This window comes from Sphingomonas pituitosa NBRC 102491 (assembly GCF_001598435.1).
Classification (GTDB): domain Bacteria; phylum Pseudomonadota; class Alphaproteobacteria; order Sphingomonadales; family Sphingomonadaceae; genus Sphingomonas; species Sphingomonas pituitosa.
Genome location: NZ_BCYY01000009.1, coordinates 25,935 through 38,998, shown reverse-complemented (window position 1 = coordinate 38,998; position 13,064 = coordinate 25,935). Strand labels below are relative to the sequence as shown.

General features: G+C 64.8%; 11 protein-coding genes and 3 pseudogenes. 6 read left to right on the top strand and 8 right to left on the bottom strand.

The genetic code is table 11. From position 1 onward, the window contains the following. Positions 1–177 precede the first annotated feature (177 nt). Entirely contained in the window at positions 178–537 is a 360-nt protein-coding gene (locus SPI01S_RS09540) for a VOC family protein (protein WP_066721572.1), read from the bottom strand. A 62-nt stretch (positions 538–599) separates the two neighbouring features. On the opposite strand from SPI01S_RS09540, the gene SPI01S_RS09535 reads away from it, so the two are divergent. Beyond that, positions 600–902 carry a helix-turn-helix domain-containing protein gene (locus SPI01S_RS09535; RefSeq protein WP_066721750.1) on the top strand — a complete coding sequence of 101 codons (303 nt, stop codon included), beginning with the start codon at positions 600–602 and terminating at the stop codon, positions 900–902. Positions 903–921: 19 nt separating this feature from the next. On the opposite strand, the gene SPI01S_RS09530 is transcribed toward SPI01S_RS09535, so the two are convergent. Continuing rightward, positions 922–1,368 (bottom strand): VOC family protein, encoded by a 447-nt coding sequence (locus tag SPI01S_RS09530; protein WP_066721570.1) that lies wholly within the window; start codon positions 1,366–1,368, stop codon positions 922–924. A 753-nt stretch (positions 1,369–2,121) separates the two neighbouring features. Here SPI01S_RS09530 and SPI01S_RS23345 point away from each other — a divergent pair. The 3 genes and pseudogenes from SPI01S_RS23345 to SPI01S_RS09515 form a co-directional block, all read left to right on the top strand. Next, positions 2,122–3,393 (top strand): annotated as a pseudogene (locus tag SPI01S_RS23345) (helix-turn-helix domain-containing protein). A gap of 69 nt (positions 3,394–3,462) precedes the next feature. Further along, on the top strand, positions 3,463–5,658 hold the full coding sequence (locus SPI01S_RS09520; RefSeq protein ID WP_084253362.1) for a S9 family peptidase: 2,196 nt from the start codon (positions 3,463–3,465) through the stop codon (positions 5,656–5,658). Between the two features lie 213 nt (positions 5,659–5,871). Further along, positions 5,872–6,111, top strand: a pseudogene (locus SPI01S_RS09515) (integrase core domain-containing protein); the annotation flags it as partial. 1 nt (position 6,112) lies between these two features. On the opposite strand, the gene SPI01S_RS09510 reads toward SPI01S_RS09515, so the two are convergent. Further along, positions 6,113–6,655 carry a cell wall hydrolase gene (locus SPI01S_RS09510; RefSeq protein ID WP_084253361.1) on the bottom strand — a complete coding sequence of 181 codons (543 nt, stop codon included), beginning with the start codon at positions 6,653–6,655 and terminating at the stop codon, positions 6,113–6,115. Between the two features lie 536 nt (positions 6,656–7,191). On the opposite strand from SPI01S_RS09510, the gene SPI01S_RS09505 reads away from it, so the two are divergent. After that, positions 7,192–7,389 (top strand): hypothetical protein, encoded by a 198-nt coding sequence (locus SPI01S_RS09505; protein ID WP_066721561.1) that lies wholly within the window; start codon positions 7,192–7,194, stop codon positions 7,387–7,389. A 308-nt stretch (positions 7,390–7,697) separates the two neighbouring features. Here the strand turns inward: SPI01S_RS09505 and SPI01S_RS09500 are convergent, their stop codons facing one another. Continuing rightward, on the bottom strand, positions 7,698–8,834 hold the full coding sequence (locus SPI01S_RS09500) for an FAD binding domain-containing protein (protein WP_066721559.1): 1,137 nt from the start codon (positions 8,832–8,834) through the stop codon (positions 7,698–7,700). Then, on the bottom strand, positions 8,831–9,553 hold the full coding sequence (locus SPI01S_RS09495; protein WP_066721557.1) for a DsbA family oxidoreductase: 723 nt from the start codon (positions 9,551–9,553) through the stop codon (positions 8,831–8,833). Before SPI01S_RS09495 ends, SPI01S_RS09500 begins: the two co-directional genes overlap by 4 nt. 421 nt (positions 9,554–9,974) lie before the next feature. On the opposite strand from SPI01S_RS09495, the gene SPI01S_RS09490 reads away from it, so the two are divergent. After that, complete coding sequence (locus SPI01S_RS09490) at positions 9,975–10,817, top strand: alpha/beta fold hydrolase (protein ID WP_066721555.1); 843 nt, start codon at positions 9,975–9,977, stop codon at positions 10,815–10,817. A 69-nt stretch (positions 10,818–10,886) separates the two neighbouring features. Here the strand turns inward: SPI01S_RS09490 and SPI01S_RS23005 are convergent, their stop codons facing one another. The 3 genes and pseudogenes from SPI01S_RS23005 to SPI01S_RS09475 all read right to left on the bottom strand — a co-directional run bounded on the left by SPI01S_RS23005 (position 10,887) and on the right by SPI01S_RS09475 (position 13,025). Further along, positions 10,887–11,186, bottom strand: coding sequence for a hypothetical protein (locus SPI01S_RS23005; protein WP_066721553.1), 300 nt, complete (start codon positions 11,184–11,186; stop codon positions 10,887–10,889). Next, positions 11,179–11,908: pseudogene (locus tag SPI01S_RS21740) on the bottom strand (hypothetical protein); the annotation flags it as partial. The pseudogene SPI01S_RS21740 and the gene SPI01S_RS23005, both read right to left, overlap by 8 nt. A 199-nt stretch (positions 11,909–12,107) precedes the next feature. Next, complete coding sequence (locus SPI01S_RS09475; RefSeq protein WP_066721550.1) at positions 12,108–13,025, bottom strand: cation diffusion facilitator family transporter; 918 nt, start codon at positions 13,023–13,025, stop codon at positions 12,108–12,110. Between the last annotated feature and the right edge of the window lie 39 nt (positions 13,026–13,064).

The window sequence follows — 13,064 nt, the reverse complement described above, 5'->3', positions numbered from 1 at the left end:
AAGCTGTAGTTCTGCTTTCCACCACGTTCACGCGCTGTGGCGAAGATGACGAAAAACAGGTGGTTTCGGATGGCACCAGAAAGAGCTTGTGGGAGAGCCGCGGGCCTAATCCGCATCGCGCCTCAGCGCCGGGGCGCCCTCGCCCATATGTTCCCGATCGGAGCGGGCAGCCCCCTGTTATCTGCTAGACAGGAAGAAGGTGTTGCCGTCCGGATCGTTGAAGTAGACGTGCGGAAAGGGCTTGGCCAGAGGTGGTCCGAGAAAGGACACGCCTTTCGCCGACAGTCGCTCATATTCGTATTGCACATTGTCGCAGCCGAACGATCCGTTGAAGAAAGTGCCGATCCTCTCCTCGTGCCCTTCCGGCGTGAACAGAAGGATGCCAGTCTGTGCGCCGGGGATCGTCAGTTCGATCCAGCGCTTCTCGCCGAGCGGGCGATCGGTGGCGACCACGAAGCCAATGATTTCCGTCCAAAATGCCATCGCACGATCCTGATCGCCTGTCACGATGCCGACATAGTTCAGCTTTCGGATCATGGCCGAGCTCCCTTGACGCCGATCAGTTGCGGCCCGCCCCTCATATGCTAATTTCCGTAGCGATGGTCGACAAGCAGTATGCATTGGACGCTTACGTCCTCGACACCCTGATGCGCGACCTGGTGGGTCACGATCGCCGAACATCGGCTTTCCTGGTCTACCTCTCGCTTTTTGCCTCGGCAGAGTCGGGCTTGACGCGCGTCAGCCATGCTCAGCTCGCCGAGCGCACAGGCCTCTCCAAGCGAAGCGCGCAAGACGCTGTGCTTCACCTGATCGACCGAGGCCTCTTGAGGGCCGAAAAGACCGGCGCGACCGACGTGACCCGCTACAAACTTATCACGCCTTGGCGAAAGCCCGCGCACTGATCGGCACGATGGCTACCACCTACCTCGGCTGCCAGAGCTCGATCTTGGTGCCGTCCGGGTCTCGTATCCAAACGAACCTGCCGAAGGCGTCGGTGTCGTCCCGCTTGAGGATAGGGACGCGGTTTGCCGTCAGCCTCGCGATCATCGCGTCCATATCGTCGACCGCGAAATTCACCATGAACTCCCGCGTCGAGGGCATCATGTGATCGGTGGTGTCCGGGAAAGCCATCCAGGACACCTTCGGCGGATGGCCAGGGGTGTCGAACGGCAGAGCCGCGCCGCCCCATGAGGCGACGTCGAGGCCCAGCACCTCTTTGTACCATCGCGCCAGTGCCTCGGGGTTTTTGCTTTTGACAAAAATTCCACCGATGCCGGTGACGTGCCCGGGCTGCTCAGCCATGCCATTGGCCTGCCAGGCAAACGACGTGACGAGCGCGACGATCCCTAAGCTCCATGCCAAGATCATACATTCCGATCTCCTTCTTCGTAACTTTGAAGCGTTCATGGGCCGCACGCTAACTGGGATATGGTAGCGCTGCCTATTGAAGCAGCAAATGCTATAGCAGCCCGGCAATCTGGCTCATTTAGAAAGCTGGCAAATGGGGTTCTGAGACGCTCCTTCTTTCCCTATATCGGGATGGCAGCTGGTTAAGCTATTCGACCGGATGTCGGCCGTCCGCTTTCCACCGGAATGCGAAATCCCGCATGGCAGCTCCGCCCCACATTCAGCCATCCGGCCTCGGACCGAAGCGGCACACGGCTCGTAGGGGGATGAACGAAAAACAGGTGTTTTTCGGGTACCGGCAGGGGCCGCTAAGAGGAAACCGCAGCTCCTCCCCCGACGAACGGGTTGGGCGGGATCTGCCTGTCTGCTTTCTTCGCCGAAGCGACCGGCGACGCGATACCCGATAGCACGAGCTGCATCGTTGAGGCGGTGTGACCGGGCCCGCTGCGTGCGCAGCGGGTCCGGGGACAGGAGCCGGGAGTGTGGGGCATCAGCGGGGGCAGCGCTGCGCTATGAGGAGGGCTCCACGCAGCCCCCGCTGCCAACGGCGTTTGTGCCATTTCTATCTTGCGGCGGAATGTGCCTTTTCTAACTGGCGGCAACAACGGTGTGAGCGGGGTGTAAGCGCAACGTACAAATGGCACAGCTCAGCAAAATAGAAATGGCACAACCGTGCCTTCGCTGAGGCGATCGTGTCCATGGGCGCCCTCGACAATGAGGGTGTGCGGCGATACCGAGATCTACCGGTTTGACACCTTGATGCGGCTCGAGCGCGGCGAGCTTCGGCCAGCTCGGGCTATGCAACTGCTCGGACTGGAGTGCAGTCAGCTATATCGGCTGCTCCGCCAGCTACGCGCTGACGGCGCTGCTGGCCTGGTATCACGGAAGCGCGGACGCCCCAGCAACCGGCGTTTCAGCGATGCCTTTCGCGAGGATGTCGTCGACATCGTGCGCCAGCGCTACGCCGATTTTGGCCCGACACTGGCAGCCGAGTATCTGGCCGAGCGCCACGGCATCACGCTGTCGCACGAGACGCTGCGCCAACTGATGATCGGCGCAGGCCTGTGGAAAGCCAGGGCCGCCAAGCGCGCCAGGCTCCACCAGACCCGCAATCGGCACGAGCGCTGCGGCGAGCTCATCCAGGTCGACGGCTCGGACCATGACTGGTTCGAGGGCCGCGGCACGGCAAGCAGATTGCCTTCTATTCAGACAAGCACAGCGTGTTCCGCAACAACCGCGCCTCGGCGGATAGCGACGGCATGACGCATCTGGGCCGGGCCCTGGATGCGCTCGACATCGAGATCATCTGCGCCAACTCGCCGCAAGCCAAAGGCCGGGTCGAGCGCGCCAGCAGCACGCTGCAGGACAGGCTGGTGAAAGCGATGCGGTTCGAGGGCATCTCCAGCATCGCCGAAGCCAACCGCTTCCTCCCCTCGTACCTCGCCCAGCACAATGCCCGCTGCGCCTGCGTGCCGACGGATCCGCGGGACGCGCATCGCCCGCTTGGCCCGCACGAGAATGTCGAGGCGGAGCTGGTCTGGCGCGTGGAGCGCTCGGGCACCGGCGCCTTGGCGCTGCACTAAAACAAGGCGATGTTCATCATGGAGGCCGACGCCGCTGGCGCGGACACTGGCCCGCAAACGAGTCCATGTCTGCGAGTTCCCCGACGGCCGCATCGAGGTGCGGCACTGCGAGGTCGTCCTCCCCTACCGGGTCTACGACAAGATGCAGCGGGTGAACCAGGCCGAGATCGTGGAGAACAAGCGTCTCGGCGCGGCGCTCGCGATGGCGCAGGCGATGCAGGCGGCGAGACCGCACCACCGCAAGCGGAACAACAGCGAGCCGGTGCGCAGTTCGAAGTCGGTGGGCGTGTTCGCGGTCCCTACCCCTGCGGAACCGAAGATCGACCGCAGGACGCTATGCACTCCGAAGCTAAAGCGCGTTCGGCCCCCTATTGAAGCTACATTCGCCAACGGCGAGGTCTGAACCGAAATTCGGCCGGACTTCTGACAAAATGCTAATGAACCACGTAACTCCCTCAGCTGGGAGCCATGAATGAAATTAGCATTGTTAGCCGCAATTCTCTGCATCATGGCGCCGGCGGCGAGGGCACAGCAGCGTCATTCGCTGACCATCGACGATGTCCTCGACGTCCAACGCATTGATCAGGCGACACTCTCGCCTGACGGCAAGTGGATTGCCGCTGTCATTCAACGTCCGGCCCGGCATGGTGAGGTCTATGGGCGAACTGCATACGAGATCGATCCCACCCGAAGTGACGTCTGGCTGATCGACGCCGCGACGGGGAAGCATCGAGCCCTCACCGACGGTCGCGCCAGCGCTGCCGGCTATTGGTGTGCCAGCTGGTCCCCTGACGGTCGTCGGTTGGCACTGTTGTCGACGCAGCCTTCCGGAACCGAGCCGCGCGGCGGCGACAATGTGCGCCTCTACGTTTGGAATAGCGAGGACGGCAGCGTGGCCCGCATGGGCGACACGCCAGTGATGACACAAAGCCGTTACGGCGGAGCGCTGGACAAACTCGACCTGCATGGAGGTCGAATAGACCGGATAAAGGCACATGCCTGCAATCCCGACGAGGACGGGGCCCCGTTCCTGTGGCTCGACGATCATCGGCTGTTGGTTGTCAGCTTGGCCGCAGATCAGGTGTCCGGCCTTCTCGACCAATATGGTCGTCCGTTCGCGGAAGCGGCGCGAACCGCTGCGCGGCTCCGCGCCGGATCCGAACCGACCGCGCTGGCGATGGGCAGCGGCGCAGCGCGCATGCCACACGACGATGGCAATCAGGCCATCCTGCGTATCGTCGACACGGCCAGCGGCCGCGCCGAAACGATCGCGACGGTTCCGGACTATCCCTTTCGCAGCGCGCTCAGCCTCTGGCTATCGCCCGACGGCAAGCGGATGGGGGTGCTGGCGACGCTGGGTGCGCTGCAACCCGAGGCGGGACAGACCCTGCCCAACAACACCGACGACAATTGGACCGTGGAACGGCGCCTCGGCATTCTGGATGTCGCGCCAAATGCAACGATCCATTGGATCGAGGGCCTCCCCGCGGCGCGCTATCCGCTGACGATCCTCGGCTGGAGGCCGGATGGTCGCATCGCGTTCACCGCGCGGGCGAGCCAGCGGGATTCCAAGGCGGCGCCGTTCCTCGCGGCGGCTGATGGCAGCATCGTCCCCGCCGGCACGGACACGCCGCCGGCCGCAGCAGAACGAACCTTGGAGCTTCCCGCGGGAAGCGCGGTGATGGACGATCGGCCCGATCTCGACACGCTGCTTTGGACGGAAAGCAGCCAAACCGGCCTCATTCTCCACCTATCAAGCGTCGCAACCGACAAGACCCGCGATCTTATGAAGCTGGATGGCCATCTCGCGTCCGTGGATTGGGGCAAGCGGCGTCTGATCACCTATACGGGCCTGAATGGTGCGACCCTCAACGCCGTCGCGATCTTACCGCCGGGCTATCGGGCAGACCGCCGCTATCCGGTCCTGGTCTGGGTGTATGGCGGCTATGTCGTGCGCCGCCTGGACGGTGAGTATTACACGGACCCGTTCATGCCGGGGATCTACAATCTGCAGCTTTATGCGGCCCGCGGCTATGTCGTGCTGGTACCGTCGATGCCCTTGGGGGACCGTCGGGAGGGCGCGAACGCCTATGCTCGAATCCGGGACGGCGTGATGCCGGCAATCGACAAGCTGACCGAATTGGGCATTGCAGATCCGCGGCGTCTGGGCGTGTTCGGCCAAAGCTTCGGCGGATACAGCGTCTTTGCTCTTCTTACCCAAGACAACCCGTTCAAGGCGGGCGTCGCGATGGCCGGCATCAGCGATTTCTCGAGCCATTACGGGGAGATGGATCCCGGAGCCGTCGGATACCCTGGCATCGCCCATGAAAAGAGCGATAACTGGGCGGAGCTTGAGCACCTCGTCGGCACTGGCGCGCCGCCTTGGCAGGATGCCGCCCGCTACGCGGCGGTTTCGCCTCTCTCCTATGTTGATCGCGTGACCGCGCCATTGCTGATCATCCATGGTGATCTCGATAATCGTGGGCCTCCTTCGCAGGCCGCGCGCTTCTTCTATGGGCTGTACGCGCAGGGAAAGACGGCCAAGTTGCTGCGGTACGCCGGGGAGAGTCACAGCCTCGCGCAATCCCCCGCCAACATTCGAAGCATTTATGCAGCGACAGCAGACTGGTTTGACACCTATCTGGGAAAGGCAAACCTCGCTCGCTAGCGGCGCCTTAATCAGCCCAGGCAAATGCTGAAGCCGTGTGACCGGGCCCGCTGCGTGCGCAGCGGGCCCAAGGTCAGGAGCCGGGAGGTTGGGGCATCAGCGGGGGCAGCGCTGCGCTAGGTGGAGGGCTCCACGCAGCCCCCGCTGCCGACAGCGGTTTATGCCATCTCTATCTGGCTGCGGAATGTGCCTTTCTAACTGGAGCAACATATCGGCCAAGTCGAACGGATGAACCGCACGATCAAGGAAGCCACCGTCAAATGCTATCCTTACGACAGCCACCAACAGCTTGACGCCCACGTCCACGACTTCATCGACGCCTATAAGTACGGCCGTCGCTTCAAGACCCTCAAGGGCCTCACGCCCTTCGAATACATCTGCAAAATCTGGACAATCGAGCCCGAACGACTCACACTCGATCCGACCCATCAAATGCCGGGACTACACACCTAGCTCAACGGTAGAAAACGTGTCCTGCCACACGCCCGACACGGGTGCGGCTGGGCATCTCGGTGCCCACGGCGTGGAAGAACAGCGCTCCGGGCACGACGTCGTCCCCCTCCCCGTTCAACGTTGCACGTGCAAGCTCGACGGCAGAGTCCCAGCGGTCATCGCTTCGCTCGGGATGATAGGCATCTACATCGAAGAATTGCCCAGGCTGCTTCACTACCGCGCACGCGCTCTTGGCGAAACGACCGTCCTCCATCCGGGTGCGAATCACCTGCGCGACCGCCATCCTGCCTTCAAGCGGCTGATTACCGGCTTCATGGATGATGACCTTGGCCACGCAGGCAACCTCGCGCGCATCCGGAGCGGCTTTCGCCACCGACTCGAAACCGGCAGGTTCCGGCGCGGCGGGAAGTGCCTCGATCGATGGCTTCGGTACGGGCGGCACCACCGCGTTATGGACGGGGCTCGCTGCCGACACTCGCATATTTGTCGTTCCACCGAGTGCGATCGGCAACAGACAAAGAACCACCGGGAGACGCTTGATCATTCGTGCTCATCTTCTGTGCGCGGGGGCGCCCTGCGCATCGAAGAATGCAACAGGTGGAGACACGCCGGGTAACCCCCACGTCTCGCCCTCGCGCGGCGCGCTGCCGACAAACGGCTACGCGCAGGAATGCGACGGGCTGAACGAGGCGACGCCGCTAGCAGTCTTTTCACCGAGCGTCAAAATCATCGCATGGACGAGATGTGGTTCAGCGCGGCTTCTGGCGTTCGGAGGCCGCGGCTTGACCGTTGCAGAACAAGGCTTCGCTCCCGGAGCGCGCTGATTTTCCAAAGCGGTAACAAGGAGATGCTTGGCAGTTTGGCCGCGGCCCTTGGGGACAACATCCCTCTCGGCGACTGTCACACGCATCTTGATTGCGACCGTCGCAGCGCACGCCCGAAATGTCCGGCTAATCCATCATATGATCGTCGATCGTGCGCCCCCCTCCTATCCATCGCCGATCGCCGCTTCCGAGGATTTATGGGGCCGAATCCAGCAATCCGCGCCTTGTCGACGCGCCTCCACGGCAGGTCCGCCGCGTGACGTTCGCCGCCGATCGGCTGCTCGACGATGCCTGGCTGAGCCGGACGACACACAGGCTGGTCGAGATTGACGAGGGTCTCATCGGCGAATCGCGCTTCCTGGTCCAGCAGCTTGCACGCTTCTGTTGCGCTCCACCGCGCACTCAGCACAAGCTCGCCTTGATGCCTCCTGGGCAAGAGTGCCGCTGGCGCTGATCCGAACGGCGGACAGCCTGTCGCTGGTCTATGCAGACGACGCAAGACAATCGCTGCGCAGCCGCTTCACCGACCCGATCCCCATCGAGAGGTTTCTCACGATCGCCTGTGCGGCGGCCATCGCGCTCGGCCATGCGCATGCCGCTGGCCTGATCTACCGGGTGGGACTGGCGATCTGCCGCTCGATCATCGAAGCCCATTCGGGCAAGTTGGAAGCCCATCCCCCCCCCCGGAGGGCGGCACGATCTTCCAGTTCGGCCTGCCGCTGCTGGCCGCGGAGGCATGATGCTGCCCCCGCGGCACTTCGATCAGAGCCGCGCCCAGCGCCGCCCCAGCGCGATCCCATAAGCGAGCAGATCGCGCCCATAGGCGAGCTGGTCCCGCTGGAATGCGGCAAGCGCAGCGTCGATGCCGATGTCCGTCCGTCGCAGCTGATCGGCAATGGCAAGGGCGTCGCGCGCCGCCTTGGCGGCCCCGCCAGCGGTGTGCGGGCGGACGATGAACGCGGCGTCACCGATCAGGGCGGTGCGCCCGAACACGCTCTGCGGCACGCCCAGATCGACGATCGTCTGAAGGAACGGATCGGGCGTGGCCGCGACCAGTTGGGCGAAGGCCGGGTGCAGTTCGGCAGCGGCGAACGCGGGAAACGCCGCGACGACGTCCTCCCGCGCCATCCCGCGCTGCAGCGACGCTTCACGCTGCTGGCCATCACGATCGACGAGCAGTGCGTCGCGCTCCCGGGGACTGGCGCCGACATACCAGACCCAGTTCATCCGGCGCTCGCCGGGCCCGGTGCCGAGGTCGTCGCCAGGGATGAAATAGGCAAGCGCATGCCCGCCGGAACGCGCATCGGCGAAGGTGAACACGTCGTCGAACACCGCGACCAGATCTCGCGGCATGTCCGCCTCCCGTATCGTCCCGCGCCACGCGACATAGCCCGCATAGCCGGCTTCCAGTTCGGGCAGCATCCGGCGCCGGATCGCCGATCGGCCGCCGTCACCGGCGATCAGCACATCGGCCTCCACCGTGCCGAAGCCGGCGATCGGGATCGTGAGGCCATCGCCGTGCGGCGCCGCCTCCCCCACCACCGCACCGGCATGATAGCGCTCCGCCGGGAACTGCCGCAGCAGCACCGAGTGGACCGCCTGCCAGGAGGTGAAGGTCTGCGGCATCGCCTGTAGCGGGCTTGCGCTGCCGTCCGGTTCCAGCGTTCGCCGGCCGACGCAGCGCGTGATCGGCAGGCCCGGGCCGCCCGGCACCTGCACCAGGGCCGTCAGCTCGGGCTGGATCACCAGCCCCGCACCGGTGGAGCGCAGGGTGGATGGATCCCGTTCGAACAGATCGACGTCGATTCCGGCGCGGTGCAGCGCCACCCCGGCTCCGAGACCGGCGATCGATCCGCCGGCGACCACGACGCGCGGCCTGCGCCCCTGCCCCGGGCTCACGACGCGAACTCCGCCGTCGCACCGGCCGGCCGCGTCAGTGCCTGGCGAAGCGCCTCCAGCAAGACCGACGGCGACTGCGCCCCGCTCAGCAGGAACTGCTCGTTGAAAAGGAGGGTGGGAACACCGTGGATGCCCGCCTCGCGCGCGACCAGGCTCTGCTGGTCCACCAGCTCGATCAGGTCCGCGCTCACCGAGGGTCCGTGCTCGAAGCCCAGCGTCCGGGCGATGTCGCGCAGCACCGCCTGCCGGCCGATATCGCGCCCTTCCACGAAATAGGCGGTGAACAGGGCCTCGACCGTACGGTCCTGCAGGCGCTCCCCGCCTGCACGGCGGGCATCGGCGATCAGGACATGCGAAGCGAGCGTATTGGGGGTGCGCGCGATCCGCTCATAGTGGAAATCGATGCCGACTTCGCTGCCCACCGCCGTCATCTGTGCATCGAGATCGCGGCTCCGGGTGATCGACCCGAACTTGGCGGCCCGATAGGTCGCGCGATCCATCCCCTTGTCGGGCATGTCGGGGTTGAGCTGGTAGGGCAGCCATTCGACCGACAGCGCGAAGCCTTCCTGCTGCAGGGTGGGCAGCACCGCCTCCAGCCTGCGTTTGCCGACAAAGCACCATGGGCAGATCGTGTCCGACACGATCGACAGCACGGCGCTCCGCGATGCGAGGGCGGGTTGGGAGCGGTTGCTGGCCTGTCGTGATTCGCGCGGTTCCATATCGAAGATCCTTCCGTCTGCGGCAACGGACCGGAACCTCGGCGTGCGAGCTTCCCATTGAAATCATACAATGGTTTGGCGGCCAATCGGCTGCTTTTACCGGGCCGGCGGGACTGCTCCGATGTTGCCACCATGCTTCGGCGCTATCCGCCAAACCTTTGTATGGATTTCGCCGCCCCTCCGATCGGCATAGATCGGCGGAACGAGAGAAATCGACCTGCACAGCGCCTGAAACGACTTTACGGCGTCAGCCGATGTGCGCCCGTCATTTCCGAAGATCCGGGAGGCTGACATGAATACACCCGAGCTACATCTTTCCCGGCGCGGTCTTCTGACCGCCACGACGGGTATCGCCGCCGCAGCGTGCATTACCCGCGCCGCTTTGGCTGCCAACCCCACCTATCAATCTGGAGACCACATCATGAGCAGCGGTTATGTGAAGACGCGCGACGGCACCGAGATCTTCTACAAGGACTGGGGCCCCCGCAACGCACAGCCGATCGTGTTCCATCATGGCTGGCCGCTGAGCGCCGACGACTGGGATACCCAGATGCTGTTCTTCCTCGCCAACGGCTACCGCGTCGTCGCGCATGATCGCCGTGGGCATGGCCGCTCGTCGCAGGTCGATACTGGCAACGACATGGATCATTACGCCGCCGATGCCTCGGCCGTGGTCGAGCATCTCGATCTGCGCAACGCCGTCCATATCGGTCATTCCACCGGCGGCGGCGAAGTCGCGCGCTATGTGGCGAAGTTCGGCCAGCCGCAGGGCCGCGTCGCCAAGGCCGTGCTGGTCAGCTCGGTCCCGCCGCTGATGCTGAAGACCCCCGCCAACCCCGGCGGCACGCCGATCGCGGTGTTCGACGGGTTCCGCGCCGCGCTCGCGGCGAACCGCGCCGAATTCTACACCGCCGTTGCCTCGGGCCCGTTCTACGGCTTCAACCGTCCGGGCGCCAAGGTGTCGCAGTCGGTGATCGACAATTGGTGGCGCCAGGGCATGATGGGCGGCGCGCTCGCCCAGTATGAAGGCATCAAGGCCTTCTCGGAAACGGACCAGACCAACGACCTGAAGGCGATCACCGTCCCCACGCTGGTGCTGCAGGGCGATGACGACCAGGTCGTGCCCTATACCGATGCGGCGGAGCTGCAGATCAAGCTGCTCCGGCATGGCGAGATCAAGATCTACAAGGGCTTCCCGCACGGCATGCTCACCACCCATGCCGATGTGATCAACCCCGATCTGCTGGCCTTCGTGAAGAAGTAACGATCGCCGGATCGAACGCGCGGAGAGCGACGCACGTCGCCCTTCGTTTTCGCGTCGGCGCGGCGGGCGTCAGCGATGCCAGCCGCCGCCCAGGCTTCGAACCAGCGCGACGGCAGCCTGCAGGCGGGTATCCATCCAGGCCCCCAGCGCGATCGCGGCGAACAGCGCGATGTCACGGGTGGCGTACCAGCGCACCCACAAGAGCGGCCGCGCCCGGCGATCCTCGAGGAAGAACAGCAGCGCGAGCAGCGGCAGTGCGGCGGCCAGCGCCCAGCCCAGTACCGGCGCATTGGTCCACCACAGATACCAGCCTTCGGACAGCACGAAGCACAGCAGCAGCATCGCCGGAATCGCCAGGCCGATGGTCACTACGTCGATCGAAACCGAACGCCTTGGTGATTCCGGCGAGCAGCGCGTCGTTCGGGATTTCGGTGATGCCCACCGTGCGGTTGCCCTGCACGTTGGAATGGCCGCGCAGCGGGCAGATGCCCGGCCCGGTCCGCCCCATGTTCCCGCGCAGCAACAGCAAATTGGCGATCTGCTGCACATTGGCGGTACCGGTGCGGTGCTGGGTGATCCCCATGCCGTAGCAGACGATCGCCGCGCTCGATCGATGCGCGGCCGGAGGTGTAGAATTCCGCCTAGTCGGGATGGTCGAGCGCGTTCAGCCGCGCGCCGATATCGGCGAAGGCTTCCTCCCAGCTGACCGGCACATAGCTATCGCTCTCCCGGTAGTAGCGCATCGGGTGAGTCAGCCTGCCCTGACCCTCCAGCCAGTGATCGGACTGCTGCCATAGCTGGCTGACGGTGTGTTCGGCGAAGAAGGACGGCGGCACCCGCTTGGCGGTGGATTCCCACGTCACCGCCTTTGCGCCGTTCTCGCAGAATTCGAAGGCGGAGGTGTGCGCGGGATCGGGCCAGGCGCAGCCGGGGCAATCGAACCCGTCGGGCTGATTGTTGGCGAGCAGCGCGCGGGTGCCCTGCTCGGCGATCTGCTCGCGCTTCAGCGCGACCGCCACGGCCTGCAACGCGCCCCAGCCGCCCGCGGGGGAGTCGTATGCGCGAATGCCTTCGGGTCGTTTGCGGCTCATGGCCGGCCCGCCGCTGCATGCATTGGAACCTCCTCGGCCGCAGCAATCCAGCCGCCCGCAGCGCGTGCAGCCGGTGATCCCAAAGGAAGAGATCTGCCGTGACGGTTTCAGCCTATCGGCAGACCAAGCTGCTGCATGCGAAACATAGGTTTGTAGCCGCCAATCTCCGGGGTGACTTCCGACGCGATATGCATCCGCTTCACCATCCCCGGCCGCGGGCGATTTGCGCGAATTGCGCGCGGCTTTGCGGCTTGATGAGGCACGTCACCACTTCCGGGTGCGATTGCTTGATCGCCCGCTCGATCGCACCAATGGCAACCTCGATCGAGGCCGTTGTCCCGGCCTCGACGAACTCGACGCTGATGGCGACCAGGATCTGGTCGGGCGCCATGTGCACCGACAACAGCCCGTTCGCGCGTTTCACCAGGGCGTGACCGGCCGTGATCGACAGGATCGAATCGGCCGTTGAGCGCGCTGCCGGCAGGCCGATCAGCAGATCCTTGCTGTTGCGCGCCAGCATCACCGCCGTTGCGGCGAGGATTGCCGCGATCACGATCGAGGCGATGCCGTCGAAGCGCGGTTCGCTGAACCACGTTGCCGCGCCGGTGCCGATCGCTGCCACCAGCAGCCCCAATATGCCGCTGATCGACCCGAAGATGACGGTCAGCGAGGTCGCATTGCGGCTGTTGCGCAGATAGCGCCACCAGTTCTGCCGGGGATGGTCCAGACCCGCTGCCCGCAGGGCGCCGTAGAGCGAAGCGGCCTCCGCCAGCAACGCCAGGGCCAGCACGACATAGATGGCGAGCGGCGCCCCCAGCGGTTCGGGCTTCAGATACTGGCGGACGCCGTCGTGCAGGCTGACTCCCGCGCCGACGGCGAGGATCAGCAGCGAGACAATGAAGTTCCAGAAGTAGATTTCGCGGCCAAAGCCGAATTGATGCCGCTGGTTGGAGGGTCGCCGGGAGGCGCGGAGCCCATAGAGCAGCACGATTTCGGTCAGCGCGTCGACGGTGGAATGAATCCCCTCGCTGCGCATCGCCGAACTGCCCGTCGCGGCAGCGACGGCGAATTTGGCGAGTGCGATCAGCAGGTCGGCCGCCAGGGCTATCGCCACCATCCCCATGTTCGAGCGATCTCGCGCGTTTCGCGCCGTGCC

Coding starts and splice junctions, on each gene's coding strand:
- SPI01S_RS09540 (WP_066721572.1), bottom strand. CDS start 537: ATGATCCGAAAGCTGAACTATGTCGGCATCGTGACAGGCGATCAGGAT.
- SPI01S_RS09535 (WP_066721750.1), top strand. CDS start 600: ATGGTCGACAAGCAGTATGCATTGGACGCTTACGTCCTCGACACCCTG.
- SPI01S_RS09530 (WP_066721570.1), bottom strand. CDS start 1,368: ATGATCTTGGCATGGAGCTTAGGGATCGTCGCGCTCGTCACGTCGTTT.
- SPI01S_RS09520 (WP_084253362.1), top strand. CDS start 3,463: ATGAAATTAGCATTGTTAGCCGCAATTCTCTGCATCATGGCGCCGGCG.
- SPI01S_RS09510 (WP_084253361.1), bottom strand. CDS start 6,655: ATGATCAAGCGTCTCCCGGTGGTTCTTTGTCTGTTGCCGATCGCACTC.
- SPI01S_RS09495 (WP_066721557.1), bottom strand. CDS start 9,553: ATGGAACCGCGCGAATCACGACAGGCCAGCAACCGCTCCCAACCCGCC.
- SPI01S_RS09490 (WP_066721555.1), top strand. CDS start 9,975: ATGAGCAGCGGTTATGTGAAGACGCGCGACGGCACCGAGATCTTCTAC.
- SPI01S_RS09475 (WP_066721550.1), bottom strand. CDS start 13,025: ATGGTGGCGATAGCCCTGGCGGCCGACCTGCTGATCGCACTCGCCAAA.